This window comes from Paenibacillus sp. 2TAB23, from assembly GCF_052115165.1.
Taxonomy (GTDB): domain Bacteria; phylum Bacillota; class Bacilli; order Paenibacillales; family Paenibacillaceae; genus Pristimantibacillus.
In genome coordinates, this window is sequence record NZ_JBFRGD010000026.1 from 21,231 (window position 1) to 45,440 (window position 24,210).

23 protein-coding genes are annotated in these 24,210 nt (G+C 49.6%); 4 read left to right on the forward strand and 19 right to left on the reverse strand.

What is annotated here, in order from left to right:
* Positions 1-11: 11 nt before the first annotated feature.
* Together AB4Z29_RS27235 and abc-f are read right to left on the reverse strand one after the other, a co-directional pair.
* Complete coding sequence (locus AB4Z29_RS27235; RefSeq protein WP_441946118.1) at positions 12-464, reverse strand: DUF4362 domain-containing protein; 453 nt, start codon at positions 462-464, stop codon at positions 12-14.
* A gap of 66 nt (positions 465-530) precedes the next feature.
* The gene (gene abc-f / locus AB4Z29_RS27240) at positions 531-2,366 is read right to left on the reverse strand and encodes a ribosomal protection-like ABC-F family protein (RefSeq protein WP_441946175.1); all 1,836 of its coding nucleotides are present in this window, start codon (positions 2,364-2,366) and stop codon (positions 531-533) included.
* Positions 2,367-2,805: 439 nt separating this feature from the next.
* Here abc-f and AB4Z29_RS27245 point away from each other — a divergent pair, with 439 nt between their 5' ends.
* Both AB4Z29_RS27245 and AB4Z29_RS27250 read left to right on the forward strand, forming a co-directional pair.
* Positions 2,806-4,668 (forward strand): 3-oxoacyl-[acyl-carrier-protein] synthase III C-terminal domain-containing protein, encoded by a 1,863-nt coding sequence (locus AB4Z29_RS27245; protein ID WP_441946119.1) that lies wholly within the window; start codon positions 2,806-2,808, stop codon positions 4,666-4,668.
* Positions 4,665-5,558 carry a DUF6999 family protein gene (locus AB4Z29_RS27250; RefSeq protein ID WP_441946120.1) on the forward strand — a complete coding sequence of 298 codons (894 nt, stop codon included), beginning with the start codon at positions 4,665-4,667 and terminating at the stop codon, positions 5,556-5,558. Before AB4Z29_RS27245 ends, AB4Z29_RS27250 begins: the two co-directional genes overlap by 4 nt.
* Positions 5,559-5,702: 144 nt before the next feature.
* Here AB4Z29_RS27250 and AB4Z29_RS27255 read toward each other — a convergent pair whose 3' ends face one another.
* The 4 genes from AB4Z29_RS27255 to AB4Z29_RS27270 all read right to left on the reverse strand — a co-directional run bounded on the left by AB4Z29_RS27255 (position 5,703) and on the right by AB4Z29_RS27270 (position 10,649).
* On the reverse strand, positions 5,703-6,941 hold the full coding sequence (locus AB4Z29_RS27255) for a TraB/GumN family protein (RefSeq protein ID WP_441946121.1): 1,239 nt from the start codon (positions 6,939-6,941) through the stop codon (positions 5,703-5,705).
* Between the two features lie 169 nt (positions 6,942-7,110).
* Positions 7,111-8,724 (reverse strand): S-layer homology domain-containing protein, encoded by a 1,614-nt coding sequence (locus tag AB4Z29_RS27260; RefSeq protein WP_441946122.1) that lies wholly within the window; start codon positions 8,722-8,724, stop codon positions 7,111-7,113.
* A 445-nt stretch (positions 8,725-9,169) separates the two neighbouring features.
* Positions 9,170-10,147 (reverse strand): ring-cleaving dioxygenase, encoded by a 978-nt coding sequence (locus tag AB4Z29_RS27265; protein ID WP_441946123.1) that lies wholly within the window; start codon positions 10,145-10,147, stop codon positions 9,170-9,172.
* Between the two features lie 55 nt (positions 10,148-10,202).
* Complete coding sequence (locus AB4Z29_RS27270) at positions 10,203-10,649, reverse strand: MarR family winged helix-turn-helix transcriptional regulator (protein ID WP_441946124.1); 447 nt, start codon at positions 10,647-10,649, stop codon at positions 10,203-10,205.
* Positions 10,650-10,798: 149 nt separating this feature from the next.
* On the opposite strand from AB4Z29_RS27270, the gene AB4Z29_RS27275 reads away from it, so the two are divergent.
* Entirely contained in the window at positions 10,799-11,428 is a 630-nt protein-coding gene (locus AB4Z29_RS27275) for a M15 family metallopeptidase (RefSeq protein WP_441946125.1), read from the forward strand.
* 108 nt (positions 11,429-11,536) lie between these two features.
* Here the strand turns inward: AB4Z29_RS27275 and AB4Z29_RS27280 are convergent, their stop codons facing one another.
* The 7 genes from AB4Z29_RS27280 to AB4Z29_RS27310 all read right to left on the reverse strand — a co-directional run bounded on the left by AB4Z29_RS27280 (position 11,537) and on the right by AB4Z29_RS27310 (position 17,375).
* Positions 11,537-12,553: an LLM class flavin-dependent oxidoreductase gene (locus tag AB4Z29_RS27280; RefSeq protein WP_441946126.1), complete on the reverse strand. Its 1,017-nt coding sequence runs from the start codon at positions 12,551-12,553 to the stop codon at positions 11,537-11,539.
* Between the two features lie 173 nt (positions 12,554-12,726).
* A complete protein-coding gene (locus AB4Z29_RS27285) occupies positions 12,727-13,170 on the reverse strand; it encodes an Rrf2 family transcriptional regulator (protein ID WP_441946127.1) in 444 nt (147 codons plus the stop codon).
* Positions 13,171-13,299: 129 nt separating this feature from the next.
* Positions 13,300-14,208: an aldo/keto reductase gene (locus AB4Z29_RS27290; RefSeq protein WP_441946128.1), complete on the reverse strand. Its 909-nt coding sequence runs from the start codon at positions 14,206-14,208 to the stop codon at positions 13,300-13,302.
* Positions 14,209-14,242: 34 nt separating this feature from the next.
* Positions 14,243-14,929 (reverse strand): type 1 glutamine amidotransferase, encoded by a 687-nt coding sequence (locus tag AB4Z29_RS27295; RefSeq protein ID WP_441946129.1) that lies wholly within the window; start codon positions 14,927-14,929, stop codon positions 14,243-14,245.
* A 113-nt stretch (positions 14,930-15,042) separates the two neighbouring features.
* Positions 15,043-15,813, reverse strand: coding sequence for an IclR family transcriptional regulator (locus tag AB4Z29_RS27300; protein WP_441946130.1), 771 nt, complete (start codon positions 15,811-15,813; stop codon positions 15,043-15,045).
* A 108-nt stretch (positions 15,814-15,921) separates the two neighbouring features.
* A complete protein-coding gene (locus AB4Z29_RS27305; RefSeq protein ID WP_441946131.1) occupies positions 15,922-16,335 on the reverse strand; it encodes a DUF2203 domain-containing protein in 414 nt (137 codons plus the stop codon).
* 80 nt (positions 16,336-16,415) lie between these two features.
* The gene (locus AB4Z29_RS27310) at positions 16,416-17,375 is read right to left on the reverse strand and encodes a hypothetical protein (protein WP_441946132.1); all 960 of its coding nucleotides are present in this window, start codon (positions 17,373-17,375) and stop codon (positions 16,416-16,418) included.
* A gap of 230 nt (positions 17,376-17,605) precedes the next feature.
* Here AB4Z29_RS27310 and AB4Z29_RS27315 point away from each other — a divergent pair, with 230 nt between their 5' ends.
* On the forward strand, positions 17,606-18,385 hold the full coding sequence (locus AB4Z29_RS27315; protein ID WP_441946133.1) for an RNA ligase family protein: 780 nt from the start codon (positions 17,606-17,608) through the stop codon (positions 18,383-18,385).
* A 12-nt stretch (positions 18,386-18,397) separates the two neighbouring features.
* On the opposite strand, the gene AB4Z29_RS27320 is transcribed toward AB4Z29_RS27315, so the two are convergent.
* The 6 genes from AB4Z29_RS27320 to AB4Z29_RS27345 form a co-directional block, all read right to left on the reverse strand.
* A complete protein-coding gene (locus AB4Z29_RS27320; RefSeq protein WP_441946134.1) occupies positions 18,398-18,982 on the reverse strand; it encodes a GNAT family N-acetyltransferase in 585 nt (194 codons plus the stop codon).
* A gap of 1 nt (position 18,983) precedes the next feature.
* A complete protein-coding gene (locus AB4Z29_RS27325) occupies positions 18,984-19,451 on the reverse strand; it encodes a GNAT family N-acetyltransferase (protein WP_441946176.1) in 468 nt (155 codons plus the stop codon).
* A 259-nt stretch (positions 19,452-19,710) separates the two neighbouring features.
* The gene (locus AB4Z29_RS27330) at positions 19,711-20,844 is read right to left on the reverse strand and encodes an efflux RND transporter periplasmic adaptor subunit (RefSeq protein ID WP_441946135.1); all 1,134 of its coding nucleotides are present in this window, start codon (positions 20,842-20,844) and stop codon (positions 19,711-19,713) included.
* A gap of 21 nt (positions 20,845-20,865) precedes the next feature.
* Positions 20,866-21,735 (reverse strand): carbohydrate ABC transporter permease, encoded by an 870-nt coding sequence (locus AB4Z29_RS27335; RefSeq protein WP_441946136.1) that lies wholly within the window; start codon positions 21,733-21,735, stop codon positions 20,866-20,868.
* A 17-nt stretch (positions 21,736-21,752) separates the two neighbouring features.
* Positions 21,753-22,628, reverse strand: a complete 876-nt coding sequence (locus AB4Z29_RS27340) for a carbohydrate ABC transporter permease (protein WP_441946137.1) — start codon at positions 22,626-22,628, stop codon at positions 21,753-21,755.
* Positions 22,621-24,066, reverse strand: a complete 1,446-nt coding sequence (locus AB4Z29_RS27345) for an ABC transporter substrate-binding protein (protein ID WP_441946177.1) — start codon at positions 24,064-24,066, stop codon at positions 22,621-22,623. Before AB4Z29_RS27345 ends, AB4Z29_RS27340 begins: the two co-directional genes overlap by 8 nt.
* Positions 24,067-24,210 lie beyond the last annotated feature (144 nt).

The following is a 24,210-nucleotide window of genomic DNA, read 5'->3' on the forward strand; positions in this document are numbered from 1 at the left end:
TAAACCCTCTTTTAATTGCGGATTTCAAGGAGCGTAATTCTTTTGCCGGCTCCTCCGCATCCGTTCATCTCAAAAGCATAACCGTTGGTCGCTTGTTTTTTCTGCAACGAATCGCAGGTATAAGTCTTTACCGACGACGATCCGAATTTATCCTGCGAAGTGTCATAACGGACTTCAATTCCTGTCTTCAGCTTCGAGAGTGCATAGAAGAGCGGGTCGCCCTCCGTCGTGTAACGGACCACACGTACCTGATCCCTATCCCCATCTATAAAATCGTCCAACAACTCGCCATTTTTCACATCCCCGTGCCTGTCTATGACATCCTCCGTCTCATTGACTGCAGCTTGCTTGTAGCTATCCCGCTCATATCCCCCACAGCCAGCCAATGTAAGCAATATAAATACGATTAATGCTCTTAATCCAGTTGTGTATTGCAGATTACCACTTCCTTCAATTATTTCCATCAATGTTAAAACGGTTATTTATCCGCATCCGTTTCAAATTTCTCTGTATCCTTTTTTCGCATGCTGTCAGGTCTCATTCGAAAGGCTGGCAATCTGGAGACGAAGCCCGATCATTTCCCGAAGCAGCTGCTCTTGCTCCTCCAGTCCATCCGGCTGTGAGACGCCCATTAGCTTCGTTAATCTAAGCATCAGCATCTCCTGCTCATTTTGGATCGTCTGCTCCTCCGGAGATATGTTACGGCTGCGATCCTTGGACAAATACTCCTCATAAGTTCCCGGGAAGTATCTAGGCGCTTGATCGCCGCTCAGGATCAGCAGACGATTTGCCGCTTGCCGAATCAAGTAGCGGTCATGCGTCACGAGCAGCACAGCCCCGGGATAATGCATAAGCGCCTCCTCTACCTGCTCTCGCGTTCCGATATCCAAGTAGTTGGTGGGCTCATCGAGTACAAGCAAGTTAGCTTTGCTGAAGTACAGCTTAAGAAACGCTACCCTGCACTTCTCGCCCATGCTCAAGTCTCCAATGCATTTAAATACATCATCCTTCGAGAACATAAAACAGCCTAAAATCGTTCTTGCATAGGTTTGCGTCATATCCGGCAGCAGCAGCAAGCTCTCCAAAATCGTCATCTTGTGGTCAAGCTGCTCAAGCTCCTGCTCGAAATAACCGATCTTGGCCTGCGGGTTAAGAACAACCTCGCCCGTGTCCGGCTTCAGCTTGCCTGTCGCGAGCTTCAGCAGCGTCGATTTGCCTGCTCCGTTCGACCCTATTACCGCTAGACGGTCGCCCTTACTGACAGAAAGACTTAGCTGACTGAACAAAGGATTCTGCCCCTCGTAAGCAAAGCCTACAGCATCCATTCGAAGCAGCGTCGCAGCCGAGAATTCATCCGAATCAAGCTGCATGCGCAGCCGAGTCTCTGCACGGCTCACCTGCACTTTATTTCTATCCAGGCGTTCCAGCGCGGATTCCTTCGCATGCAACCGAGAAACGTTTTTCTTTGATTTCGACCGAAGAAAATCATTTTGCCCGGCTGCCTTATGAGCCTGATGGAACCACTCCGAATACATTCGAATGCTCTCGAGCAGCTTCTCCCGCTCCCGCTCCTGCTCCTGCTTCTTATGCAGCGCTTCCTGCGTCTTCAGCTCCAATTCCTTCTGTTTCTTGTAATCGGTGTAACCTCCTGGATAACGTCTGCAGGCATGCTGCCCAAGCTCTAAGACAGACGAAGCCGTTCGGTCGATAAACGTCCGATCATGCGAAACATAAACGATTGTTCCCGCGTAACTCATCACCCACTGTTCGAGTGCATCCAGTGCTTCCGCATCCAAATGATTCGTTGGTTCATCCAGCAGGACAAGCTTTGGCTCCCTGACCATGAGCGCTGCCAGTTGGGCTTTCGTTTTCTGGCCTCCGCTTAACTGAGCGAATGTTTGGCCCCATAACGCACGCTCGAAGCTTAAGCGGGTTAAACATCTCTCGACCTTTATCTCCCAGCTGTAACCGTCAAGCTGTACATACCTCTCGAACAACTCACTATAGCGGCCAAGCTGCAGCTCGCTATTATCGCCGCCCTGCATCTGGTTCGCAAGCTCCTCCATCGCTTGCTTTAACCCGAACAGCTCACCCGATCCCGCTTGCACGAATTGCTGCAGTGTCAGCGCCGATTCCAGCTGTGCCTGCTGGTCCAGCCATCCCCATTCCTCTAGCGGTAGAATCCGCTGTACTTCGCCTCCATCGAGCTTGAGCCTGCCCGTCAATCCCTTCAGCAGCGTCGTTTTCCCAGCGCCGTTTCGTCCGAACAACGCAAGCCGCTCATTCTCCTTCACTTCAAAGCTTATATTCTCGAACAACAAATGGCCGTTCCATTCTTTGTTTATCTGTTTAACCTTTAATAGCATCAATTTACATTCCCCATTTCGAAAGACATAATAAAAAACCGTGGCCAGCGGCACACGGTCGAATACGCAGGGGAATATCAGGCAAACGGAAATAAGGATGTGTCACGCCGTTTTATCACGGGTAAACATCTTTTATGTATCGCTGCTGATTGCTATTTCGCAAGTCCCCAAATCGACGCACGTATCCCTGACCGGTTCTCGCTATTCGAGAACGCCGCTTGTACTTTAGACAAGTTGTTTACAGGAATCGTGTACTTACTTCATCGGCTGGGTTACCTCCGTCAGTCATCAGTTTTGATATGCGTCTATTATATCGGATGGCCGAATATCTATTCAAGTCCCACTTTTCAAGCGGTACCAAATAAAGTTAGTACTAGGCCTATATGGGTGGATTAACGATCATAAGAGATATAAATTCATCATTTTTCGGAGGTGCCTTATGAACCCTGTTTACATGACCAGCATCGGAAAGTTCCTCCCTGGCGATCCGGTCGGCAACGATGAGATTGAAGATTACCTCGGTCAAATAAACGGCAAAAGCTCCAAGTCTAAACGCCGTATTCTCGAGCAGAATAAAATTCATTATCGCCACTACGCATTAAACAAAGAGCAGAAAAGCCTCTATTCCAATGCGGAAATGGCGAGCCTTGCCATTAACGACGCCCTCGCGCGAAACAAAGCTGAGCTTGGCGGCAAAGTCGATTTCCTTGCAGTCGGGACGACGCAAGGCGACCTGCTGGTACCCGGCTTTGCCAGCATGGTGCATGCTGAGATTGGGCTGCCCGTTATGGAGGTAGCCACGCATCACGGCGTATGCGCAAGCGGCATGCAGGCGATGAAAAACGCCTTTCTGCATGTACAATCTGGCGAGCAGCAAACCGCGATCTCCTGCGCCAGCGAATTCCCAAGTCGTGTGTTCAAGCATACGCGGTTTGAGGCCCAGGAAGGGCTTATTGACCGCCCAGTACCGTTCGACACCGACTTCCTTCGCTTCATGCTATCCGACGGGGCTGGGGCCGCTGTCCTCCAGCATCAGCCGGCCGCGAGCGGCTTATCGCTGCGTATTGAATGGATCGATAACAAATCCTATGCGAATCTATATGATGTCTGCATGTACGCCGGCGCGAACAAAGAGCATGCCGAGCATGCAAGCTGGCTCGACTACCCTTCCGTTCATGATGCTGCAAGCGACGGTGCCGTCAATCTCAAGCAGGATATCCGTCTCGTGAACGAAATGCCTAAGGTCGGCGTGAACCGCTTCTTCGAGCTCGTGGATGAAGGAAAGATTGATCCAGCAGCCATCGACTGGATGGTCTGCCATTATTCCTCGCATTTTTTCCGTGAAGAGATATTCAGGCTGCTCCAGCTAGGCGGGCTTACGATACCCGAGGAGAAGTGGTTCACGAATCTGTACACAAAAGGCAACACAGGCGCGGCATCCATCTACATTATGCTGGAGGAGCTGCTGAACGAGGGACATCTGAAGCCAGGCGAGCAGGTGCTCTGCATGGTTCCCGAGAGCGGCAGGTTCCAAACCTCCTATATGCTGCTGACCGTGGTCGGCTCTTCAAGCGAAAGCGCTGCAGCGTTTGAAGAACGCGAGCCCGAGGCTCCGCATCTCGAATATAATGAAGCGGACGATGTGCAAGCCCATCTGGTGAGACAGCTTGTGCAGGTATGGATCGATTTCGAGCAGAAGCTCGCCCATGTACCGGTTATCCAGAAGCTGTATAATCAAAAATTTACGCTAGACGATTATAAGGCGCTTATGGAGAACATTCGCCAGCAGGTCATCGACGGCTCCCAGTGGATAGCCCGCGCTGCCTCCTATATCGCAATTGAGCATATTGATCTTCGCTCCACGTTCATTGCCCATGCGCGCGACGAGCATCGCGACTTTCAAATACTTGAACGCAACTATGTAGCGGTCGGCGGCGATTTAAGCACCATTCAAGCCGGAGAGAAAAATATTGGGAGTGAAGCGTTGTCTGCCTATCTATTCCAACGCGCAAGCCGCGAGAATCCCATCGATCTCATTGGCGCGATGTGGATTATCGAGGGTCTTGGCTGCCGGATGGCCCGCTACTGGGGCGAAATGATTCGCGATCAGCTTGGTCTCGGCGATGATGAGGTCTCCTTCCTGCTCTATCATAGCGATTCCGACGAGAAGCATTTCGAGCGGCTGGAAACGGTCGTTCAGCATCCGTTGCTGACCGCAGATATTGCGGCGCGTATCGTGAAAACAGCCAAAACAACGGCCCGGCTGTACCTGCTGCAATTAGAGGAGCTGGGCAATGTATGAGTGACGCCGATTATTTCAAAAACATGCCGCATGACAAAAATGATCCCAATCCATTTCTCGCCATATACATGGATCAGAGCATTCCGTTCAACGAGGAGGCAAAGGCCGCTTACCTGAAGGACTGCTCCAGCAGGTCCAGGCAGTTTCTGCTGCCTGTTCTACGTCCCTTCGCAAGATTGATGATTATCGTGCTGCAGCTCTACAAAATCATCGTGCCCAAAGCGCTCACCTCATCCCGACTGCTGCATCGCGTGCTGCATTTCGGCATGAAAACATTCGTGAGCCCGAGCGCCAACTTTATGATCCTGCGCCATTTCTATCTTGGCTCCGAGGTGCTCGGCTTCATCCGCGACAACGTACCTGGCGTCCACATTGAGATGAATCCGCTCAAGCCGACCAAGCTTGAGCCCGTGAAGGATGATCTCTTTCTCATTCATGACCTGAATCTATACAATTTCGTCATTAACCTTAACCGAGAGCTGCGTGAGAAAGGAATGGAAGTGACGGCGCAGAAGCAGCTCAATTTCAACGCGATTACCTCCTCGCGCATTCCGATTGAACAAATGCCGAGGCGTTGGACGAACTTCATGGATTTAACGACTGCAATCGAATGCTTCACACCTGTCTACCAGCTGTTCCTAACGGACAATGATTTCTGGCGTGCTACCAACTCGCTGCAGCTTGACGAGACTATCGGCATACTCGCATCCAAAATCATCGGAAGCAACGACCGGCTGGCCCTCATAAACAATAAGCACCCCATGGTGCCGCTCACGACGCTCAAGGCGGGCTTCCGGCTTGTCCTGCACGGTCTTGCAACCGAGCAGCTTCACGCGCTGCTTGTGGAGCTTAAGCTCAAGCAACAGAAAGAAGCTGCGGCCAGCCATTAGTTTCGCCTGTACGAACCAACGATAGGACCAACGTTAGGACCAACGAACGAATGAATGAATGAATGAATGAAGGAATGAAGGAATGAAAGAAAGAAGGCAGCCTCCCTACCTGGAGACTGCCTTCCTCTTATTCTCGTCTTGTTTCTATTGCCGCGTAACCGTAAACCCCTTCTTCTCCAGCAGCGGAACGATACCGTTCTCGCCCAGCATATGGGCAGCGCCTACAACGACAAAGTAGCTTTTACTTGCACTCTCGTTCAAATAACCGGTTATTTTATCAACCATCGGCGCATTGCGGTCCGTGAGGAGCGCTTTATTCAGCTCCTCATTCGAGGACGTTGATTCCGTCAGCTTCAGCAACTGCTCCTCATTGCCCGTCGCCCACATCTCTGTGAGGTCGTCAATGCCGGAATCCTCCGTATAATAATTCGCAATGGAGGCAGCGAGCATCTCCTCCTGCAGCTTATCGGAGAACCTATCGAACATTTGCAGCTGATATTCGATCGATTCGAGCTCCAATATCGGTTTTTTGCTTGTGATCGATTGTTCAAGGAAATGAGCGTCAATGCCAATCCCTGCATCATAGCCGGAATGGGAGGATGACAGATAATCAATCGACGAGGATACGCTCCATGGCTTATAGGTATCGAGCGCATTCGCCTCAAGCCCGTTCTCCTTTAGAATCTCGCCAAGCTTCTTGTACGCATCTGCAGATATATGATCCTTGAGCGTCGTTTGATCCTTGTAGACGCTTAGATCGAGGACTAGCTTCTGTACTTCCTCATTATTCATTTGGGTAATATCAGCCTCTACCACCAAATAATCGGATAAGTCATACGCTTTCTGGATTTCTGGACGTAATGGATACATCGCTTTATTCGCAATATGTATCGAGCCTAGCAAATAAACGGTATTGCCTGCTTTCTCTACCTTCCATAGGAAGCCTTGACTCGGCTCTCTGACCTGGAGGGTAATGGTCCGCTGTTCCTTGTTCCAGATAATCTCATAGCCAGCGGCTTCGCTTACGGTCCGAAGCGGAATGTAAGCAGTACCCTTCACGATCTTAGGCGCCGCGAGCAGCTCTTGCTGTGTATCGTTAACCGTCGCCCCTAGCTGATCAACTTGGAATAAAAGGACCAGACCGTCCTTTTTGCCCGTAATGGTCTTGCTCTTCTGGTCCCACGCGACTTGGAAGTTCAGCTTCTGCAGCACAAGCTTCGCCGGTACGAGCGTAGTCCCTTTCTCCATAATCGGCTGTAGGCTGCCAAGCTGCACCTGCTCGTCCCCTATCCAAACGGAAAGGGCTTTGCCTTCAGCTTGAGTCGGCGACACGAATGAAAACAACAACGCCAATGCTAGTAATAATGCCGAAAGCTTTCTCATAAACGGATTCTCTCACCTTCTTGAATCGAAATTAATCTATCACGCTCTCTTCCTATTTATTCTACCTATTCATGCCGCGCAATTGCCAGTTCGGAAAATACGAATCTCGTTTTCGTTGTCATTCAGCTGGTAGATCACCTATAATGCCGACACCAGCACAGCTCTGCCGTCATTCGAATCGATAGCCCAGAAAACGGTCGGCGTTACGCATGCTGGCCCAAATGTCAGGGCTCTCCCCTCCGATGTACCAATAAGCCAGCCCCGCCAAACCCGCTTCTGCCGCTAGCTTGTATTTTGCCGTAAGGGAACGGCCATCTTCTACCCATATTTCATGCTTTACGCCAGCTTTCAAATAGGTCGCGGTATACTGGCCCGATTGCTCGTCCCACTTTGGTTTGATCGCATATTTGCTCAAAATGGCATTCTGTTCATTCAGCGTAATAAACGCGGTCGATTCCACCGAGCCGTCCTTTCTCAAATCCCAATCACGATTGTAGAACGGAAGCGCTAAGATAACCTTAGAGCTGGGAACCGCTTTAATCAGCTTGGCAATGCCCTCTTTGTCAAAGCCAAGCGAAGCATTCGGCCCTGCACCAGAACCCGCTCCCCAGTGCTCGTCATAGCCCATGAGCACCATGTAGTCCGCCTGCTTGCCAAGCGCGGCGAAATCAAACGCATCCGTCCAGTCCGTCCCGCGGTCAGGCGATACATCCATGGAAAGCGTGACGTTCATCGACTTCAGCTTTTTCGCAAGCTCCGTGACGAATGCGGTTAACGCGGCACGATCCTGCGGAGCTACATTTTCAAAATCGAGGTTGAGTCCATCTAGCTCGTATTTTGCAGCATAACCGGCTAGCTTGGTCACAAGTCCGCTGCGTAAGCTCGCACTCGACAGCAGCTTATGCGTTGCCGCTTGATCGGAGCGGTTGCCAACCATTGGCCAAATTTTCTTATTGTATTTTTTAGCCCAAGCAGCAAGGGAAGGATCCGAGACATCCGTTATCTCTCCGGAAGCTTTTGCAAAAAACCATCGGGGCGACAGCGTATTCACGTTTGAAGCGAGAACATTGCTCTGATATTGCTTCGTCGTTTGGCCGTATTGCCAGCCGAGTTTGATCGTCTCTTCAGGTTTGGCTGCCAACATGGCTGCCCATTTCTCATTCTGGAGCACACGGTGCACCATAACAACCGTTTCCTGCCTTGTAATCGGATCGAGCGGACGGAAATAAACGTTGCTATCGCCTTGCATAAGACCGAGGCTCTGCACCGCAGCTGCAGAGGATTTGGCCCATGACGCTATGAGTCCATCGTCTGCAAAGCTTGTCCTTGCTCCCGTACCGCCTGTTTGCTTCTTCAGTGCCCGTGCGAGCAACAGAGCCGCCTCCTGACGCGTTACCGGCTTGTCCGGAGCAAAGCGGCTGGCGCTCACGCCATCTGCCAAGCCCAGCTGAACCGCGGCTTGAATCCAACCATAATGCCAAGCCTTCGCTGCTACATCCGAGAATGGCATGACCTTGCTTGCTGCCGGCTCAAGTCCAAGCAGCCGATCAAGCACGGTAATGAACTCCGCTCTCGTAATGGATGCTGCCGGAGAGAAGCTGGTTTCGGAAGTGCCCGTTATTTTTTTTTTCTGATACAAATCTATAATTTCCTGCTTGGCATAGCTCCCGGATATATCGTTGAAAGGCAGCTTGGTTTCAGCATGAACCGTATGTATGGAAGCGGCAAGCAGTCCCAGTAAAACACTAGCAGTCACATACCATCTATTAAAAAGTTGCTTCATAGGGTCCCTCCTAAAGAGATTAATCCTCGAAGCATATCAAACTTTCTATGAATACTCATTGCTCAATTATTGGTAGAATGTAAGAAGCAACGCCTGACGGCGTCCATTCTTTAGACGCCATCGATTCGACGAAATGTATAGAGAAAGGATGAGCAAACTCATATCCTTTCCTATACGTCAAGGTGAAACGGCTGTCGCCGTCCTTTGGCGGCGCGGCGCGTTTCATTCCGAGAAATATAGAGAATGTATCGCCTTAGAATATACTTTCCAATATTTCAAACGTAAACGGCTATCGCCGCCCTCTGTGGCAAAAGCAGTCGTTTCGCGGAGATAGATAAGCACATTTTGATGTGAGAACATATAAATTCTTATATTTCTAGAAAAGACGGCCATCCCTTAATGATCAGGAATGGCCGCCTTTTTATAAAAAGCCGATCTGGGCGCGTTAAGCGTCTGCTTTGGTTTGGAGCGGTTTCAATCTGGATTCGATTTGCGCACGCTGCGGCTCAAGGAATGGCGGAAGCGCCAGCGATTCGCCCAAATGGTTGATATCCTCATCGGTATCGAAGCCCGGACCGTCGGTAGCCAGCTCGAACAATATGCCGTTAGGCTCGCGGAAGTAAAGCGAGCGGAAGTAGAAGCGGTCGACGAAGCCGGAATTCGGGATTCGTACTCCGCGAATATGCTCGATCCATTCACGCAGCTCCTCATCGTTGTCTACGCGGAAGGCCACGTGATGCACGCCGCCATACCCCTGTTGCTCGCGCGGCAGATCATTTCTTTCCTCGATATGGACCTCGGCGCCGCTGCCTCCCTCGCCGGTCTCGAATACGACGATATCCGGCTGGCCCGCGATTGTCGACGGGTACCTGCCTTTTTCCGTGAAGCCCATAAGCTGAGTGAGGACGAGAACGGTCGGCTCCGGGTTTTTCACCGTAAGCTGTACGGGACCCAGCCCTAGAATGCCGAACTCGGCTGGCACTGGGCTTTTCTCCCAAGGAATTCCGCCTTTCACGCCAGCATTATGCTCATCGGAAACGAGTACGAGCCGTTGTCCTTCAAAATCACGGAACGCGATCGTCTGGCGGCCAGCCCTGTCCACGATGTCGTCGTGATCCACGTTATGCTGTTCGAAGCGCGCTTTCCAATATGCGATCGCCGCATCGTTAGCTACCCGCAGAGACAGCGACGAAATGCTGCTTGTACCTGCCCGGTTTTGCGCCGTCATCGGGAACTCGAAAAAAGTGAGCTCCGTGCCTGGGTTTCCTTTCTCATCTCCATAAAACAAATGGTATACCGAAGTTTCGTCTTGGTTAACTGTTTTTTTCACCAAACGAAGGCCTAACAGCTGCGTATAAAATTCGAAATTGCCAGAAGCTGTGCCTGTAATGGCGGATACGTGGTGAATACCTTTGAGTTGCATATGAACAACCTCCTAATGGTTTTATCAATCATGAGCGTTTCATTTATAACGTTTATTATTCATGCTGTATTTTCTTAAGCAGCTCAAGCAGCTGCTTCTTCTCATCCCGGCTCAGCACATTGTACTGCGAGGCTTGGAACTGCTCCTGCACCGGAACGACATCGTCAAACAGCGCTTTGCCCTTCTCGGTGAGCGACACATATTTGGTCTTCCATTCCTGCTCGCGTTCGATGAAGCCTAGCTCCTCCAGCTTGCCAAGCAGCTGCGTAATATTACCTTTGGTGACGAACAGCTTATCCGCCAGCTGCTGCTGGGTAAGGCGGTCATGTGCTCCAACCTGGGCCAGCATATCGAATTGCGCGGCAGTAAGGCCCCATTTCTTCAAGTGCTGATGCGTTTCCCGCAAGCTATGGTTATAAACCCGCGATAAGCGAAACCATATCAATAAGCCTAAACGCTCATCGCGCTTCGATAACGATGCTTCCGAATCCTCTTGATTCATATAACCACCTCCTGCGCTGCTTCTTGTTATCAGTTTAGATCTAAACTGATAATTTGTCAATACGCTGCATGAATCCCCTACCTCGGACTAGGGCATCGCCTACTTCAATATGATAAGATGAACGGATATCAAGCTTAAGGAGATCGTACATGCTCGAACGCAATCAGTTCTCTCACCAACCGCTGCCTGTCGGGCGGGCTCAGCTAGACCTCGCAGCCAAAAATAGACGCAAGCGAAATCGATTGCTTCTGTTCATCATTTTGGCCATTACAGCCGCATTATTATGGAAAGCGATACTCACGTTCGAACCCGCTGCGCCTTATATCGATCAAACACCCGTCCCTCCCGTAACGGAGCTGCATCCCATCGTATTCGCTAAGCAGACCGAGCTGATAGCCGAAACGAGCAAAGCCGGCATCACCATCCTCATTACGGATGGATTCCGCTCCAGCGAAGAGCAGGATGCCATATATGCAAAAGGACGCACTGCGGAAGGCAATGTCGTAACGCAGGTTCAAGGCGGGCACTCTTACCATAATTATGGCCTCGCCATCGATTTCGCCCTGCGTACCAAACAAGGCGAGGTCGTATGGGATATGAAATATGACGGCAACAAAAATGGGAAAGCCGACTGGATGGAGGTCGTTGCGATTGCCAAGCGACTGGGCTTTGCTTGGGGCGGAGATTGGGACAACTTCCCGGACTATCCGCATCTCCAGATGGACTTCGGCCTCACGATTCGCGAGCTGCGAAAAGGCCTTCGGCCACCGATGGAATAGCTGTTGCTAGCGTCGTCATTTACATGGCAAAGGGCAGCCTCCCAAGGTCAATTGACCTTGGGAGGCTGCCCTCTCTCGTTCATTAAGCTGCATTCATCCTGCTGCGTATTAAAGTCCCGCTATAATCTCATAGGAGCGCAAGCGCGCCTTATGGTCAAAAATATGGGCCGCAACCATAATCTCGTCGGCTTTCGTCGCTTCAATATATTGTTTCAGCTTGCTTCGTACCGTGTCTGGACCGCCGACAATGGAGGAACCGAGCTGCTGCTGCAAAGCTATCTTTTCCTGCGGCGTCCACACCGTATCCATGTCCCGTACGGGAGCAGGAAGAGCCCCGCGCGTATTGCGGATAAAGGACAGGAACAGCTGCTGCATGGATGTAGCCAAATAGGCAGCCTCCTCGTCCGAATCCGCCGCAACGACGTTGACAGCAACCATGCCCTTAGGCTTGTCAAGCACCTCGGACGGCTTGAAGCTGCTTCGGTAAAGATTCATTGCAGGCACGGTAAAGGTTGGGGAGAAATGGCCGGCAAAGGCAAAAGGAAGACCAAGCTCCGCGGCAAGCATCGCACTGAAATCGCTGGACCCAAGCAGCCAAATTGGAATATCCAGTCCTTCACCCGGGATGGCGCGAACCGGCATGCCGAGCTCGGTGCGGGTTGGATCTAGGAAAGCGCGAAGCTCAGCGAGCTTCTCGGGAAAATCATGCCCATTGCCGCCTCTGTTGCCGCGAAGCGCGGTTGCTGTCAACCCGTCAGTGCCTGGGGCACGACCAAGCCCTAGATCAATCCGTCCTGGAAACAAAGATTCGAGCGTACCGAATTGCTCGGCTATAACGAGCGGAGCATGGTTAGGCAGCATGATGCCTCCTGACCCTACGCGGATCTTGGAGGTCCCTGCCGCGACATGCCCGATAACGATAGACGTGGCGGAGCTTGCGATGCTTGGCGCATTATGATGCTCGGCAAGCCAATAGCGGTTGTAGCCCCACTGCTCCGCATGCTGCGCCAGGTCTAACGTATTGCTGAGAGATTCCGACACAGATCCACCTTCAACGATTGGCGATACATCTAGAACCGATAGCGGGATATTAAAAGAAGAATTGGTTATGATATGATCTGACATGACATTCACCCTTTTCATTGTAGTTGCTGCTTCCATGCAGACTGACGTATATCCAATCAACTGTATGAATATTTCATACATATATCATATGAAAAAGGCCCGCCCAACAAGCGGTAAAGCGCGGCATGCCGCAACGTTACCGCCGCTGTTGTAACCAGCCTCTTCATGAGTGATTACATCTGCTGATTCTTTTGTTGAAGCTGGCATTTGCGGATTTTGTCGAGCGCGGTCTGCAGCGTATTTTGCTCCAGATAAGCCACATAATGCTGTTCAGCCTCATAAAAGAAATGATCCATCACACCTTGAATATTCGCGGAAACCAAACAATCCTCATCTGGATTGCCTGAGCACCAATGCGGCTTCAGCGTTCCTCCGGAAATCGCTCTGTAGATCTGGGCAAGCGTCACTCCGCTCGGCTCGCAATTCAGAATATAGCCCCCGCCGATACCTTCCTTCGTTGTGACGAACCCTTGCTTTCGCAGCGTACTCATTATTTTCCGAATCCGCGTTGGATTCGTCGACACGTTTCTTGCTATTGTCTCGCTGCTAGCCATATGATCAGGCAAATAGGCTAACAGCACCAAGCTGTGAACCGCTACCGTAAATTCACTATTCATCGTTGCAACTCCCTCTCAAGAAGGATACTGTAATTTTATTGCATACAGTTGTTAAAGTCAAACCTTCCTCCCTTAGAATAGCATAGAGAGCTGAATCGGTATAGGCTTTGTCTGCAAGATGGAGCTGCTTTAGCGGTGCTGCTCATAGCGGTTTGCCTCGCTTAAGCTGCGAATGGCCGTCCTTTCCTCCGGCGTCAGCGCGGCCTCAGCACCAGCAGCGATGTTATGAATCAGCTGCTCAGCCGAGCTTGCGCCGGGAATCACTGTCGCAACCGCCGGATCGGCTAACGCATATCTAATCGCCGCATGCGCGATATCGCGAGACGGATCGATTGCTTCGAGCAAGGAAGCATGCAGTGCTGTCAGCTCATCCTTGCCATAGCTCAAATAACCCTTCTTTGCCTTCTCTGCGCCAGCACCGGTCAGTATCCCTTTCGCAACTGGCCCCCGCGCTATTAAGCTGACCTTCTTCTGGGCAAGAAGCGGAAGCACCTGCTCCTCTGGTCTTCGATCCAGAATGCTGTATTGGCTCATGACGCTGACGATATTCGCGCGATCCGCATATTCCCTAATGACATTAGGACGTATGGAAGAAATGCCATAATAACGAATAAGACCTTCCTGCTTCAGCTCCTCGAAAGCCTCGATGGTCTCCGATATCGGATCGTCCAGCGTGCCTCCATGAAGCTGATAGAGATCAATATATTCCGTTTGGAGTCTCCGCAAACTTTCTTTTACAGCCGACTTGATATACGACTTAGAAGGGTCCCATGACCAGCCTTCCTTTCCCGGCTCCCATCTGTTCCCTACCTTTGTCGCAATAATGACGTCTGAGCGCCTGCCCCGAACAGCTTCGCCAACGATTTCTTCGTTCAACCCTTCATCATAAAGATCGGCCGTATCGAGGAAGTTAACGCCATTATCTATCGCTTTATGAATAAGCGAAATGGCTTTATTCTTCTCGCGGCCAAGGGACATACAGCCCAGACCGATCTCGCTCACATAAAGCTCTGATGTTCCAAGGCGATTGCGTTTCATATCACATCGTTCCCTTCATTTTTCTTGCTCATTCTCAGCTCAGGCTTATCTGATCCAATATGCGGTGCAGCGCATCATGAGAGTGCTTGCTCTGCTCATAGCGCAGACGAATCTGCTCAGCGGATTGAATATAAGGCGCCGGGACAAGCTCGGCAGACCAATTCGCGAACATGGCTTCCATACACGCCGGCGTCGTTTCCAAATGAAACTGCAGTGCGAGCACATGGTCCAGGTATGCGAATGCCTGCACCCTGCAAGCAGCCGAGTAGGCGAGCAGCCGCGTATCCTTCGGAAGCTCGAACGTATCGCCATGCCACTGGAAGGAAAGGAAGGTCTCATTCAATCCAGACAGCCACGGGTGCTCCCCGCTTGTCCGATTAACAGGATGCCAGCCTATTTCCTTATGTTCGTTCCTGTACACGGGGCTGCCAAGCAGCTCAGCTATCATCTGGGCGCCAAAACAGATACCGAGCACCTTCTTGCCTAATTGAATCGCATGCTTCACGAACTGTTTTTCTTGAACGAGCCATGGATAACGTTCCTCTTCGTATACACTCATCGGACCTCCGCATATAATCAGCAGATCAAGCCCATCCATCCAGTCCGCATCGACGCCAAGGGAAGGCTCACGCATCATTAGATGATGCCCCTTCCGATTAGCCCACGTACGAAATGCTTCCTCATCATCAAAATCGAAATGTTTAAATGCTACGATATTCATCGGATCATGCTCCTTCAACGTGCGTCTACGACGCTTATTGAAGCTAATTATAATTCCAATATCCGATATGGTTAATATTAGTTTCCCACATAGTGGGATACCTAGCACAAAAACTATTTATTAGGCCTGTGACGATAGCCCAGCTCGTCCGATATGGCATCTGCGTATTTTTTCACGAGCAGACTGTATTTCCGTATGGTTTCCTCCGTGAAACGAAGCGTTGGTCCGGCTGCGTTCAAGGAGCCAATGACCCGATTCTCATATGAAAATATGGGAGCGGCTATGCCGGTCGTGCCTTCCGTTGCTTCGCCTTCGGTAACGGCATAGCCTTGTCTATGAATCGTTGAAATTTCTTCCTCGATATAGGCTTTTGTCAATGGCTTAAGGGATGGAACGCTTTCCCAGTCCACCTCATCGAGAACGGATTCCTGCGCTTTCCTAGGCAGATAGGCAAGGATAACGCGATTCGAGGCTCCAATAAACAATGGGAGCTTTAGCCCAATCGGCTCGGATATTTTGAGTATTTGCGGAGAATCTACTGAATCGATATAGACTCCTTCCGCGTTTTCCCTCGTTGCCAAATAAACCGTTTCCTTCGTCTTCTGGGAAAGCTCCTCCATGAACGGCCTCGCTACCGTGCGCAGCATGAGGCTGTCCCACATGAGGAAGCCGTACTTCATGATAGACAGGCCTAGCTTGTACTTCTTCGTTCTCGCATTCTGAGCGACAAACCCATGCTCCATTAAGGAGCCCAATATGCGATGCACGCTTTGCACAGGCATTCCCAGCTCCCTGCTCATTTCGGTAATGCTTAATTCCTTCTCCTTCCCTTGCGGCAGCAGAAGGTCAAGCAGCTGTATCGCCTTTGAAATAACGCCTGACATCGCATGCTTCCTCTCTCTTCTTCAAACGAATTGCCGCTACAGCAAAGAGTCCCGCTGGCTGCATCTTCGGGACTCAAGCTCTTCTTGCTTCATGTAATTGAATGAACTTTATTCCGCCGGGTAAGGCTTCCTGCCCGCAAAGCCGTCATGCAGGCCATGGTAATGGCTGACCCGCTCTTCGCCCTCTTTCCAGCATATGAGGATGTCCTCCCCGTCCAGTACTGATGGGAAATCCATCAAGCCGGGATTGATCATTTTCAGCTGTACCCCTTTGCGGGCAAAGTTTTCAATGAGCAGGTCTGCCTCCATTTTCATAAATTCCAGCTGGCTTTCCTGCTCAAAAAAAGGGTCCCTGCTGCCATGGCTGGAAGCTGAGGCATGCTCTAAAGCCGCCCTTTCCTTCTGATAGTCCAAGTATTTATCTTCAAATTGCGCCGTCAGCTGCTGAAGCTGCCGCAAGGCTGCCAGCAGCTCGGGCAGCAGCTCGTTAGCCTCGCTTAGTGTAAAGGTTCTGTTCCCCATCCATCACTCACTCCTCATCCGCTAACCGCTCACTATTTTAAGTATCCTACTTATTCTTGTTTATTTATTAAGTTTAACCATTATAAGCTTATGCGTGCAAGCTCAGGCACTAGACGGTCTAAACCGATAGCGCTAATCAGCAGCCGTTCCTTGCGCCGACTGAGCAGCCGATTGGGCCAATCGACAAAGCCGCCGTCTCCGATCGTATAGTTATTGCCGTTAATGACCGTTTTGACCGTGAATTGAAGCCCCTTGTAATATTCATTGCTTTCCTCCGAGGCGGACACGGATAGCGTTGCCTTTATCCCATGCTCTCTTCCGTACTCCATAATCCGCTCAATGAGCCCATCAGAGTCCGTATATCCCGCTCGAGCACAGAGTACAATCGCAATGTCGGACTGGAACAGCTTGCGGAAAAGGGCCTGATAAACGTTTGCCTGCTCTAAGAACGCTTGTTTCTCAAAGGAATAAGAGCCGTTATCCTTGCCCGAGGTGACTAGACAAAAGACATGGAAATGCGGCAGCATGCCAGGAGCGTTGCTGAGGCTTTGTGCTCTAATGTGCCTGTGTGTCGTGCTGAATCTTAAAAAACTGCTCTCATTGTCCGCTTTTCCCGATTTCAGCAAATGGGCAACATGCAGCGCCAGCAGATTGGTTGCATCGGCAACGACCTCCGTGCCTCGTAATGCCGATATTACTTTATTCTGGTCAACCGTAGCGATTACCGAGCAGGAACCGAGAGGAGCGGCAGGCGATAGCTGTATGGCGGAAAAGGATTGCTCACTCGCAATTCGCAGCGTTTCGAGCTCTAGTTGTTTCAGTGTCAAGGTGTCGGCTTCTGCTGGGTGAACGAATCGATTGGCTTCGTATTTCTTCAACAATTCCTTTGGCGTTGTCTGGTTCGTTTTCTGCCTGAAAACCTCCAGCAGCAGACTATTCAGATCCGATGCCGGTATGCGTTCCGTCAGCATCTCAATCACTTTATCATGGCCCAGTTCGCGCATAATGCGGTGAAGGTTTGGCGAATCTTCCTTTTGCATAAAATATCTCCTTTGCATGTTCTTCTATATAAGATGAACTAAACATGAGTATGCGGTAAGCGCTGCGTGACCAAAGTTATTCTTCCGATCGCGGCTGCAGCCCAATGGTACTGATTCGTTCAACTTATATAGGTTAAAGAGGACTTGTGCCCGTTATGACGAATTGTTCCATAACTGCCGTTTAGAATAAATTGTGGATTGAACGGGAATATGCTTAGGAGCTGAACGCCATGGATATAAAAAAGCTAAACTCATTAACCAAGTATCCCAGTATTCTAACCTATCATCGCCTTGGCGAGAAAGGAAGGCTGACTGAGACGTTAACGGAAGAAAACGGGCATCTGCATGAATCGGAGCTTGTTTACATGTATGAGAAAGTTGACGGAGAGAATGCAAGAATCATTTTTTTCAAAACGGACAAAGGGGAACTCGATTATTTAATTGGATCAAGGGAAGAGCTCTTGTATGCAAAGGGTGACCGCATCGGCAACCCGTACGGAAATATTGCAGACTTTCTCATACCGATAGCGGAAAAGGTGCTGAACAGCATCTTCTCGGACAATGATTGGGCGCTGACCGTCATTTATCAAGAATCGTACGGCGGGAAAACAAAGGCTGCCAAAAACTATACGGCTAGCAAAATACAGCATTATCGTTTTTTTGATGTCTTCTCCATAAACAAAGCTGAGCTGGATCAGCTCTTAGCCCTGCCTCAGGAAAAAATCGCCGTATGGCGCGATCATGGCCATCAGCCCTTTTATAAGGAAGAAGAGAAAACCAGATTTGCGCAGCGCCTGGAATTAGACGCCGCACCGCTGTTGTCAGAGAAACCTGGCTTGGACTTTCCACGGACGATCGCAGACACTTATGCCTATTTGAAGGGATTTGAGCATACGCAGGTCGGCATTGATGCAGGAGGTCGGTCTGAAGGAATCATCGCCCGCTCCTCCGATCGGAAGCATATTCGCAAAATTAGATTCGAAGATTATGAAAGAACACTTCGATCATAGTAGACGGATCGACTAAAATTCGAATCCCCTAACCTTTGCAAAAACCATCGTGTCCCGGAGAGAGCCGTCGACAGCCGCTTTCTCCTTGCGAAGAATACCTTCGCGTGTATACCCGTTACGCTCCGCAACCTTCGCGCTTCGCATATTTCGCGCATCGCATCTAATTTCGATTCGGTTTGCTGCAAGCTCATGTATGGCGAAATCGGTTATCGCCTCAACCGCTTCCGATATATACCCCATCCCGCTGCATGAGGTTCGAACCCAGTAGCCGATTTCAAACTTTCGTGCCTCCCAGTCCATCCGATGAAGACCGCTGCTCCCAATCAACTGGCCCGTATCCTTCAGAAATAGCAGCAGCATAAGATCCGTTCGCTCCAAATATTTTAGTCTGGCCCTTCTAATGACGAGCTCGGAATCCTCCACAGTCGGGATATGCTCTGCCCATGGCATCCAAGGCAATAGTTCTGTTCGGCTTTCAATAACGGCATTGTTTAATTGGTCGCCGTCTCCCCATAAAGGTGCACGAATGAGCAGACGACTGCTCTCCACGTGCTCAGGAATAGGGAGAAGCAACGGGTTCACATTTAAGCCGCTCATTCTATTCCTCCTCCTGCTTAGGCTGCTGCTTTAACAGCTTATAATAATAAACGGTATCATGAAGCTCTCCATTTGCCGACATGGCATATTGAGGGATTCTCCCTGCTTCCATGTAGCCAATAGAGCGATAAAGCAGATTGGAAGGATCCTCAGCACGAGTATCCAGCACGAGCAAACTGCGGCCTTCGGCAATCGCACGCGCTTCCGCTGCCGCCATCAGCAATTGTCCAATTCCTTTTCGACGGGCGCTCGGATGAACCATAAGCTTGGCGATTTCTGCGCGGTGCCTGCCATTTTGCTTGGAGCTTAGATGCAGCTGTACGGACCCAACAGTCTCGCCGTTCTGCTCTACAATCCACAGCACGACATCGTCATTCACCACATTCGACCAATAGGCCATTGCTTCTCTGTGGCTTAACGGCGGTAAAAAACCAATAGAAGCACCTTCATCGACGACAGCTACCAACATATCTGCGAGCTTCTTCAGACCACTCTCGGTCACTTCGGATAATTCACTTACGGTATGCTCAGTCAATGGTCCTTTCCCTCCCGGCAAATTAAGGATAATTGGATATATGAAACGCCTAAACCATAAATATAAGCCATAAATATAAACCATATAATACCACATGAATGGGTGGACCATAAACGCTTATCAAAAATGCCCTTAAGATCACATAGAATCCTAAGGGCTGTGCTTTATCCATTACTGCCGCTGAGTGCAATCGTTATGACGGCTGCATGCGAATCTTTTCCCCTTCCTGCAAAGGCTCGCTGCTCTCCATAATGATTTGTTCCTCCTCGAACAGCTCTCCTGTAACGGCAGATTGCGACTCGTTGCTATCCGCGACTGTGATGTACATTTTTCGGACATAAAAAGCATTGCCTAAAGGCCCTGCCTTCTGCTCCAAGCCAAACACATACTTCTTGTCATTTTCTTCGTGAATGGCAGAATGAGCGACGAGAAGCACATCCTCCACACTTTGCGTCAAAATAACCTTTGCGCTCATGCCTTCCTTTACGCTATGATCCTCAATCGAAATCTGAAGGTTTTTCATTGGTGTTCTTTCTTTCCCGTCATCGCCATCCTCCCCATAGCCCAGCACGCCTGCCTCATCATCCTGAATCGTCACCACCCGGCCTATGATTTGCCTAACTTCCTCCTCGTTCACTAGCACGTCCATCTCATCTCCTGCCTTCAATGAAGCGACGGCGGAATCAGGAAGATGCAGCTCTAATTCCAGGCCAAGGCTTTGACTCGCTACGATAATATCCGGCTCACCCGAAGATGGAAAGCCTTCCAGCGCGCTTACCTTCGTCACGACACCTTCAAAAGGAGCGACCAGCTTAGCGTTCTCCAGCAAGCTATCCTGCAATTTCTGGATTCTGCGCTGCTGGATATCGATATCAATCTCATAGCTCTTATAAGCATTTGTAGCGTCATTAATCGCTTTTGCATCCTCGCCTTGCTTTGCCTCTATGACGGCATACTGCAAGCTATCTTTGGTCAGCTTCAGCTTGGACAGAATGTCTTGTTCATCTAGGAGCTGCTGTTCCATTTCTTTCCCATCATAGGCGATAAGCTCCTGTCCCTTTTGAACGACATCGCCTTGCTTGACGGAAACCTGCTTCACTTTCCAGCCTGCGTTGCTGCTTAACGCCTTTTCCACCTTCCACTTCAATACACCGCTACTTTGATATTCATGGTGGAGATCTCCCCGAATCACAGAGGCCAAAGTCACCTTAGGCAGAGTTAATGACATTAAGGTTTGACTGAATAATGTAAAGCCAATCAAAATCAAGGCAAACACGCCTGATACGAGAGCGACTGTTTTCTTGCGATTGTTATGATGTATTTCCACTATCATCACCCCGTGATTGGACTACCCTTTTATGCCCGACATTTGAATCCCTTCAATAAAGTAGGATTCCGCGTATAGAAACAGTAAGATCATAGGCGTCATATACAATGCCGAAGCAGCAAACGCGACGCCGCGCGCTCCCTCGTTAATTCTAGACAAATATAGGGACAAAGGCTGCTTGAAAGCATCCTCTAGAAAAATGAGCGGCTGCTCCACCATATTCCAATGGTCTACGAACAGCAGGACGGTCAATGCCGCCATACCTGGTTTAATAAGGGGAAGCATAATGGAATAAAAAATGCGCAGTTGACCAGCGCCGTCAATCTTGGCAGCCTCCACATAAGCGTAAGGAATATGAAGCATGAACTGCCGGAGCATAAACACACCAAACGCGCCAAATATGCCGGGCAAAATAATGGCAGAAGCGCTGTTCATGAGACCCAATTTGTCCGCGATAATATAATTAGGCACGAGCGTCACTTGGAACGGCATCAGCATCGTCATGACATACACGATAAACAGCCTTTCCCGACCCCAGAACCTAAGCTTTGCAAATGCAAAGGCCGCCAAAGCAGCTATGGCAACTTGCCCAATAATAATCGGGAGCACGATACATACTGAATTCCAAAACATATGCAGGAATAGCGGCTTATGAATCAGCACTTCGGCATATTGATCCAATGATACCCAGTCGGGAATCAGCTTCAAGTTAATAAAATCGTTTTTCTCACCTGCTGCAACGTCGACCATCTTGCCTATCAGATGATAATTATAGTCGATCTCGCTTTCTGCCATGAAAGAGTTCGAGAAGGTAATCATAATTGGAAATAACATAATCAAAGCAAAAATCCCCATAATAAAAGTTAGCATCGTCTTACGCAACAAAGCCATTACGTTCACGGTCCTCCCTATTCCATATAGCTGCGGAAGCGGCGTTCCAGCATCAGCATGGCGCCCACAAGCAGAAGAATAGCGGAGACCATAAGGGCAGCGGCAGCCGTCAGCTTCTGTACATCCAGTGATAGGAACATATTGTTCATATAATGCTGAAGCATATAGATGCGGTCATGCGGATAATCTCCGGCAATGAGATAGGTTTCGCGGAACACCTTGAAGGATTGGATAACCGACATAAGTACAACGAAAACCGTCGTCGGCGTCAAATATACCCATGTAATATGCCGCCACTTATGAAGTTCCCCCGCGCCTTCAATATCTGCCGTTTCATAATAATCCTTCGGAATGCTTTGTAATCCCGCGAGAAATAAAATAATGTTATAGCCGATGTTTTTCCATATATAAATCATGATCAATACAATGATGGAGCTATCCGACTTCATCCAATCTATGCGCCCCAGCTGCAGATGCTGAATCACTTCATTCAAGGTCCCGTTCCAATCAAATACAATTTGCCACATCATCACGATCGAAGCCGCCGGTACGACAAGCGGCATAACAAATGCGGTCTGCAGCCAGCCCCGAATGAACAATTTTTTATTCAACAAATGCGCAAAGAGCAGCGATAGCACAATGATAAGAGGTACGCTCACGCCTGTAAAAAGCAAAGTATTAGAGGCTGCTTTGCGGAAAGAGCCGCTGGATAGGACTGCCTGATAATTGTCCAGGCCTACAAACGTACCATCTATTGTCGTATCCTGAACGGAGTACAATAAACCATTCGCAAGCGGAACAAGATAAAAGACAGAAAATCCGATCAAACTCGGCGCGAGAAAGAGAATAGCGGTGAGCCATTCCTTGCGGAGGTGCCTCACAAAACTATTCATTCAAATAAGTTGTGACTCTATTCTGAATGAGCTTCGCCACATCCTCAGCCGATTTCTGTCCTGTGAAAAAGGCCTGCGCCTCTTCAACAATAATTTCATCGATTTGGGAGGGCTTGAACTGCAGCGGATAGGTTGCCCCATTTAAAAATTTCTCCAAATCATTAATATCCTGTTGCTTAATCTCAAAGCTCTTGCCTTTCATCGGGCCGATCGGCTGATCGGATTCAACGCTCCCTTTCTCTACAATTCCTTTCGCTTGCTTCGCATAAGCGGCTTTGTTCAGCGGGAACCCCGCACCACTCTGTTTAGCCTGCATTTCATCTGAAAGCAGAAACTTCAGAAAGTCCCACGCCTCAGGTTTAACTGCTGAGCGCTCATTCAACCCAATTGTTTGATAGGTTCTGAAGGAGCCTCCCGGATGCTGCTGATCTGTACTAGGACTCGAATAAAGCTTAGAAACGTAAGCATTGCCTCCCGAAATAAACTCGCTTTGACGCAATTCCCGAATGTAATCGGCCGGAGAATTGATTTGCACGGTACGGAACAACGGGAAGCGTGCCTCTGTGCCAACAACTTTTTCATCGAACAACACTTTCACCTGTTTGAGCAGATCGGTAAAGCTGCTGGATTCAAAGCTTGCTTTCCCCTGCTCCTGATTAATAAATGTCGCAAAACGCTCATTTACAAATTGTGTGGTCATGTATTCAGGCATGCTCCCTCCCAGTGCGTATTGATGGTCCTTATCCATCCCTTTGGTCATTTCTTGAGCTGTCACGATGAATTGATCCCAGTTCCACTTGCTGTCGTCAAACGGAACTCCGCTCTTCTTAATTGCATCCTCATTGCCAATCAGCCCATAAATAAAAAATCCGACAGGCAGGCCATACATGCCTCCATTCACCTGCATGCCATTCAAAACATTAGTGAAGTACTGCTCTTTTTTGAAATCGGGATCACGATCGATGATCTCTCCAAGGTTCGCCAGCATTTTTTTCTTTACATAATCATCTGACGGCAGCTGGTCCATTTCGATCAAGTCGGGGCCTTTTCCCGAAAGCATTGCTGTTCCCGTTGTCTTCACGAATTTCTCAAGGTTTTCTTCCAAATGCGCATTATCCGAATCGATATATTGCAAGTCGATCGTAATATTAGGGTGCTGGGCTTCGTATCGTTTTTTGGCCTCTTTAAAATAATTGCTTGGGAAAAAAGTAGAGAAAACGACGGTTTTCTTCTCTGTCGTGGATGGCCTTCCTAGGCCTCCTTGCTGGCCGGACGAGGTGCCGGGCTTATCGCCACCAGCAGGCTGCTCCTCGCCTTTTCCGGTATTGCCGATATTTCCGTTTCCGACTGTGACACCGTTCTCACCATGATTTCCGGTGCCTGTACTACATGCAGTGATTGTCCATGCAAACAGCGCTGCAAGCACGATTAGCATCATTTTTTTCACGATACATTCTTCCTCTCGGATTTTGATTTGATTCGCGGTACATGGTGGGTACCCTGCAGTCTCCACCTGGATGCCGAGTCTCTTGCTGGCACTCTCACAGTATACAAAGCGGATATATCATAAGTGAGATAGACT

What these genes read in the sequence shown, in the direction of transcription:
- AB4Z29_RS27235 (WP_441946118.1), bottom strand. Translation starts at nt 464, where the DNA reads ATGGAAATAATTGAAGGAAGTGGTAATCTGCAATACACAACTGGATTA.
- abc-f (WP_441946175.1), bottom strand. Translation starts at nt 2,366, where the DNA reads ATGCTATTAAAGGTTAAACAGATAAACAAAGAATGGAACGGCCATTTG.
- AB4Z29_RS27245 (WP_441946119.1), top strand. Translation starts at nt 2,806, where the DNA reads ATGAACCCTGTTTACATGACCAGCATCGGAAAGTTCCTCCCTGGCGAT.
- AB4Z29_RS27250 (WP_441946120.1), top strand. Translation starts at nt 4,665, where the DNA reads ATGAGTGACGCCGATTATTTCAAAAACATGCCGCATGACAAAAATGAT.
- AB4Z29_RS27255 (WP_441946121.1), bottom strand. Translation starts at nt 6,941, where the DNA reads ATGAGAAAGCTTTCGGCATTATTACTAGCATTGGCGTTGTTGTTTTCA.
- AB4Z29_RS27260 (WP_441946122.1), bottom strand. Translation starts at nt 8,724, where the DNA reads ATGAAGCAACTTTTTAATAGATGGTATGTGACTGCTAGTGTTTTACTG.
- AB4Z29_RS27265 (WP_441946123.1), bottom strand. Translation starts at nt 10,147, where the DNA reads ATGCAACTCAAAGGTATTCACCACGTATCCGCCATTACAGGCACAGCT.
- AB4Z29_RS27270 (WP_441946124.1), bottom strand. Translation starts at nt 10,649, where the DNA reads ATGAATCAAGAGGATTCGGAAGCATCGTTATCGAAGCGCGATGAGCGT.
- AB4Z29_RS27275 (WP_441946125.1), top strand. Translation starts at nt 10,799, where the DNA reads ATGCTCGAACGCAATCAGTTCTCTCACCAACCGCTGCCTGTCGGGCGG.
- AB4Z29_RS27280 (WP_441946126.1), bottom strand. Translation starts at nt 12,553, where the DNA reads ATGTCAGATCATATCATAACCAATTCTTCTTTTAATATCCCGCTATCG.
- AB4Z29_RS27285 (WP_441946127.1), bottom strand. Translation starts at nt 13,170, where the DNA reads ATGAATAGTGAATTTACGGTAGCGGTTCACAGCTTGGTGCTGTTAGCC.
- AB4Z29_RS27290 (WP_441946128.1), bottom strand. Translation starts at nt 14,208, where the DNA reads ATGAAACGCAATCGCCTTGGAACATCAGAGCTTTATGTGAGCGAGATC.
- AB4Z29_RS27295 (WP_441946129.1), bottom strand. Translation starts at nt 14,929, where the DNA reads ATGAATATCGTAGCATTTAAACATTTCGATTTTGATGATGAGGAAGCA.
- AB4Z29_RS27300 (WP_441946130.1), bottom strand. Translation starts at nt 15,813, where the DNA reads ATGTCAGGCGTTATTTCAAAGGCGATACAGCTGCTTGACCTTCTGCTG.
- AB4Z29_RS27305 (WP_441946131.1), bottom strand. Translation starts at nt 16,335, where the DNA reads ATGGGGAACAGAACCTTTACACTAAGCGAGGCTAACGAGCTGCTGCCC.
- AB4Z29_RS27310 (WP_441946132.1), bottom strand. Translation starts at nt 17,375, where the DNA reads ATGCAAAAGGAAGATTCGCCAAACCTTCACCGCATTATGCGCGAACTG.
- AB4Z29_RS27315 (WP_441946133.1), top strand. Translation starts at nt 17,606, where the DNA reads ATGGATATAAAAAAGCTAAACTCATTAACCAAGTATCCCAGTATTCTA.
- AB4Z29_RS27320 (WP_441946134.1), bottom strand. Translation starts at nt 18,982, where the DNA reads ATGAGCGGCTTAAATGTGAACCCGTTGCTTCTCCCTATTCCTGAGCAC.
- AB4Z29_RS27325 (WP_441946176.1), bottom strand. Translation starts at nt 19,451, where the DNA reads ATGTTGGTAGCTGTCGTCGATGAAGGTGCTTCTATTGGTTTTTTACCG.
- AB4Z29_RS27335 (WP_441946136.1), bottom strand. Translation starts at nt 21,735, where the DNA reads ATGGCTTTGTTGCGTAAGACGATGCTAACTTTTATTATGGGGATTTTT.
- AB4Z29_RS27340 (WP_441946137.1), bottom strand. Translation starts at nt 22,628, where the DNA reads ATGAATAGTTTTGTGAGGCACCTCCGCAAGGAATGGCTCACCGCTATT.
- AB4Z29_RS27345 (WP_441946177.1), bottom strand. Translation starts at nt 24,066, where the DNA reads ATGATGCTAATCGTGCTTGCAGCGCTGTTTGCATGGACAATCACTGCA.